Below are 3,862 nucleotides of genomic sequence, written 5' to 3' on the forward strand. Positions count from 1 at the left end.
GTCCACGCTTGAGCTCAGATATCTCAGCGCGAATGTCGACGCTCGATTGCTGCTTATCTGTTGCGTCCATCTTGCCTCCATCGGGGTTCATGCTGGGTCACGGCATACTGATCAGACAAGATCTGCCGAACTTTCGGATCTGGATGGGTCAACCGCGCGGGGTATCCTGCGCTTTCAAAAACTCGATCGGCCGCTCGAGCGTCCGCATCGTCCAGTGTCGTGATGCCAATGGCGGATCGGTGATCCTCTAGGATTTTCTCGACCTGAGCCCGCTCGCTATCTGTGAGGCCATCATTCGGCATTGTCGCGCTTGCGGGATATCCTCCGGACTTGAAGACAGTCTCTACGATCTCATCATCGCGATCTGCACTGCCTGTGACGTCCCTTTGATCTCGAAGGATGGTCGGGACTTTGTCGAACTTTGTAGTGGTCGCCGCTTCTCCACCGCCGTCGAGTCCGGTTGTCTCACTAGTCCCATCCGACGCGCCGGCATGCCGGTAGCCCTCCGGAAGAGGAACGGCTGCAGATTTCAAAGGCAGACCTTGCGTTAGATTGTAGATATCCAGCGCGGCAACGCCGCGTTCAATGACACCTGAAGCGTACTTGGCAAGAATGCTCTCAGCGGCGGCCATTGAGCACGCGCCGCGCTTCGCGCCTCGCGCTGCCTGTGCGCGCCAGTGCTTGACGTCGCGTTGGATTGATTCAGCCGTCATACCCACCTCGCATTGGTTTGCGACCGCGCCGGAGAAACCGACGCAGCCGCGTCACGACGCCCTGGGAGAGGAGATTCTCCTTCGCCGTGGTCTGAAATCTCTTTCGTGGTCATCATCGCCGTCTCAGTCCTAGCGCTTTGCGGAAGGCAGCGATGCGATGAATGTGGCGATTGCCGTATCCGGCACGACAACGCGGCGCCCCAATTTGCGCGCGTCGAGTTCGCCAGCACGAATGATCTGGTTAGTCTTCGATTTGCTGAGATTAAGCCGCTCTGCTGCTTCGCTGACGGGAAGCAATCGCGTCGCAATCGAGTGATCGTTTAACATCGTAATCCTCAGCGGTACTGAGCACTCGCTCAAATCTGAGGATAAGCATCAGCGATAATTCGCGATGCTGTAAACAATCAATGATGCTTCAATTTGACAGGAGTGCGATGTGTTTCGATATATTGCTTTGCGCCACTCGTTTGTTCACTCTTGTACTGTGGATAAGTCGCTCTCACCGATTCACTCGATGGCTCCGCTTACTGTGTTGGCAAGTCCAATCATCCTTGAGAACAATCACGGTGAGCCGATCTTGCGCCTTGTGTCCGACGCAATGTCGGAGGCGCCGCTTCCGAGTGTGGTCGATGGTTCAATCGGGGAAGCGACGGTTCAGACCGTGAACGCCCGCGATCTACATGCCTTCATGGAAGTCGGAAGGGTATTTGCCGCTTGGATAGTGGAGCGAATTCAGCAGTACGATTTCGTTGAAGACGTGGATTACGTAGTTTTTTCCGAAACGGGAAACAACCCCCAGGGAGGTCGCCCCTCCAAGGAATACGCTATCTCCCTCGATATGGCCAAAGAGCTTTCGATGGTCGAGCGGAACGAGAAGGGCAAGCAGGCCCGCCGCTATTTCATCGAATGTGAGCGCAAGGTGAAGTTCGAGTTTCGAAATTAGATCGAAAAGTCGAATTGACGACTTCAATGTTGTTGGAAGTCCCGACGGTCGGTAAATTTTTACCGACCGGTGGACGGCCGACGGATTACTTCGATGGATCACATTGCCAACGCCGACGGCTCCCTCTCTGCATCGCAGATGCCGCAATGGCGCTCCAGATCCGAACCAAGCCCCCCCCCCGAGCGGGCCGACTCGATATCCTCACCGTGTGATCTTGTGAGATGCAGCGCCTCCGGCGGAGACCACTTTCGCTAAAATGAGCCAAAGTTTTTGTCTTTCTGGCCCGGAGGTCATCTCCCTCCCGGGCCGTGTGCGGAGTACATTTCGGCATCGTAAATCTTTGAAATGATTGCTCCCCCGTTTTGGAGAGTAAAGGCAAGCTTGCCCTGATTGTAACCCTTCACGATTGCTGACGACTCCACATCGCGACTGGGGTGGATCCTCTTAGCCGGATTGGACGAATGGCCGTCATTCGGATTTTTCCCCAGTTTCGGGGAAAATTAGACCGGGACGCTAGTCGCACGATTGAGGGCTGGCCTCCGAGTTCCTCGCGTCCTCGCAAATATCCATAAGGGTTCTTAAGTTGCTTGCCGCTCAGCATTGGTTCCCCAAGTTCGGGAAACCAATGACCCACGCACGACGATCCTCTTTGTTCGGAATGTTCGAAACGTTTTCAAGGAGTTCGTCTACGTTTTCTACGAGAATGTAGAAAAGCCGTGATTTTCGTTTGATATCCTCCTTTAAGCAAACCCAGATTGCGGCGCTTTGTCAAAAGTGGTTCTTCGTCATCATCCATGGTCAGAGCGTCGATCGATGGAAGCAACCTGTTTCCCCAATCTTGGACGAAGACTTGGTTCGTCATTGCGATGTCTCTGATGTGGTGGCCAGCGCTGTTTCCCAAATGGCAGGCCGGGGTTAGCCTTTCCGCGACCATCCGCAATGAGTGAGTTCATGACTTTGACTACAGAGGCTTCAATGACAAGTTGGTGCGAAGGTCGTCCCCATCGCACAACGAGGCCATCTGCGATCAACTGGTCGATGTCCTGCCGTGCGAAGCCGAGGCGCTTGCGCGCAGTACGCAGCAGCGCGCTCGCCATTTCCTTTGGTATTATGCGCTGAGGTGGATCGCCGACTACAAACGCTCTGCGCTCCAATTTTGGTCGGATCACTTTCGGCGTTTTGCGTTTGCTGGCGCAGCTAGAATCCGCATCCATCAGCGAACCAACCGTAGATTCGAAGTGGGAACATCACCGGATGTTGGAAAGCTCCAAGTCATGTCCGCGACAGTTAGTGCGCCATAGACGGCCTCAGCAATGGACAGTGCTCTCGCCTCTGCGTCGGGCTCCGTTACGCCGATCGAGCAGATGTCGTGAAATCCGGTGGTGACATCCAACATGATGGCTCTGAAAGTCTGAGGGTCACACGTTGTTTTCCAAACTCCCACAATGATGCCCTTAACGGCTCCGCACTCTCGCACCAGTAACACTTCTTGTTCTCGGTCATTTTCTCTCCTTCATTTCCAGCTTGGGTCTGCCACCTTCAAGCGATCGAGTGCCACGGCGGCCAAAGCTACATTGGKACAGGAAGACTCAAACGCTCAGCACGGCGCGCCGCGCGCTCATGCTGCACCTCGAGCTACACCGACCGTCTCGACAGCGGTTCCGTCAGATTTCAGCCGCTCGAGAAAGACGAGAAGGTTTGCGGCTCCCTTCGTGATGGAAAGCGCGCCATCCTGATGCGCCTGTCCGGTCTCGGGAACTCTGCGTGCTCTCGCGAACCGAACAGCGGCGTGCAGCTGTATTTCACCTTCTTGAATGATCTTGATGCTTCTCCAAGCCTCTTCGATTTCTCCTTTGGTGATGCTGATTGTCACAACCTCGGCTGCCCGATTGCTGCCCCGCAGCGATCCACGTTCCGTCATCACCATTTCGGGAGAGGAATTGCACACCGCGCATGGATTGCTATATTCATTTGAAGCCATTTGAATTGACCTTTCCTGGTTTTCGATGGTTAGGCCGGCGGGGTGTTTCGAGCACCTGCGTCGGCCGCTCTATTCCAGGAGGTGAGAGCGTGTCAGTCCGCACCCCCTACCTGGTAAACTATAAGTGTCCGCTCTCAGGTACCGATAAGGCGCCAAAAACGGGGTTCACGGTCCGCTCTCAGGTACCGTTAGCGGCTTTTTTGAATTCCACGGTCCGCTCTGGGG

General features: G+C 55.0%; 3 protein-coding genes. 1 reads left to right on the forward strand and 2 read right to left on the reverse strand.

Translation table 11 applies throughout. The annotated features are described in order from the left end of the window. Positions 1-53 precede the first annotated feature (53 nt). The gene (locus AC1DT3_RS13980; protein WP_477465858.1) at positions 54-713 is read right to left on the reverse strand and encodes a hypothetical protein; all 660 of its coding nucleotides are present in this window, start codon (positions 711-713) and stop codon (positions 54-56) included. Between the two features lie 129 nt (positions 714-842). Continuing rightward, positions 843-1,040, reverse strand: coding sequence for a helix-turn-helix domain-containing protein (locus AC1DT3_RS13985; protein ID WP_477465859.1), 198 nt, complete (start codon positions 1,038-1,040; stop codon positions 843-845). 109 nt (positions 1,041-1,149) lie between these two features. Here AC1DT3_RS13985 and AC1DT3_RS13990 point away from each other — a divergent pair, with 109 nt between their 5' ends. After that, positions 1,150-1,656, forward strand: coding sequence for an antA/AntB antirepressor family protein (locus AC1DT3_RS13990; protein WP_477465860.1), 507 nt, complete (start codon positions 1,150-1,152; stop codon positions 1,654-1,656). Positions 1,657-3,862 lie beyond the last annotated feature (2,206 nt).

It is taken from the genome of Microvirga sp. P4_G7 (assembly GCF_056401005.1).

Excerpts from the sequence above, each read along its gene's own strand:
- AC1DT3_RS13980 (WP_477465858.1), bottom strand. The coding sequence starts at position 713 with ATGACGGCTGAATCAATCCAACGCGACGTCAAGCACTGGCGCGCACAG.
- AC1DT3_RS13985 (WP_477465859.1), bottom strand. The coding sequence starts at position 1,040 with ATGTTAAACGATCACTCGATTGCGACGCGATTGCTTCCCGTCAGCGAA.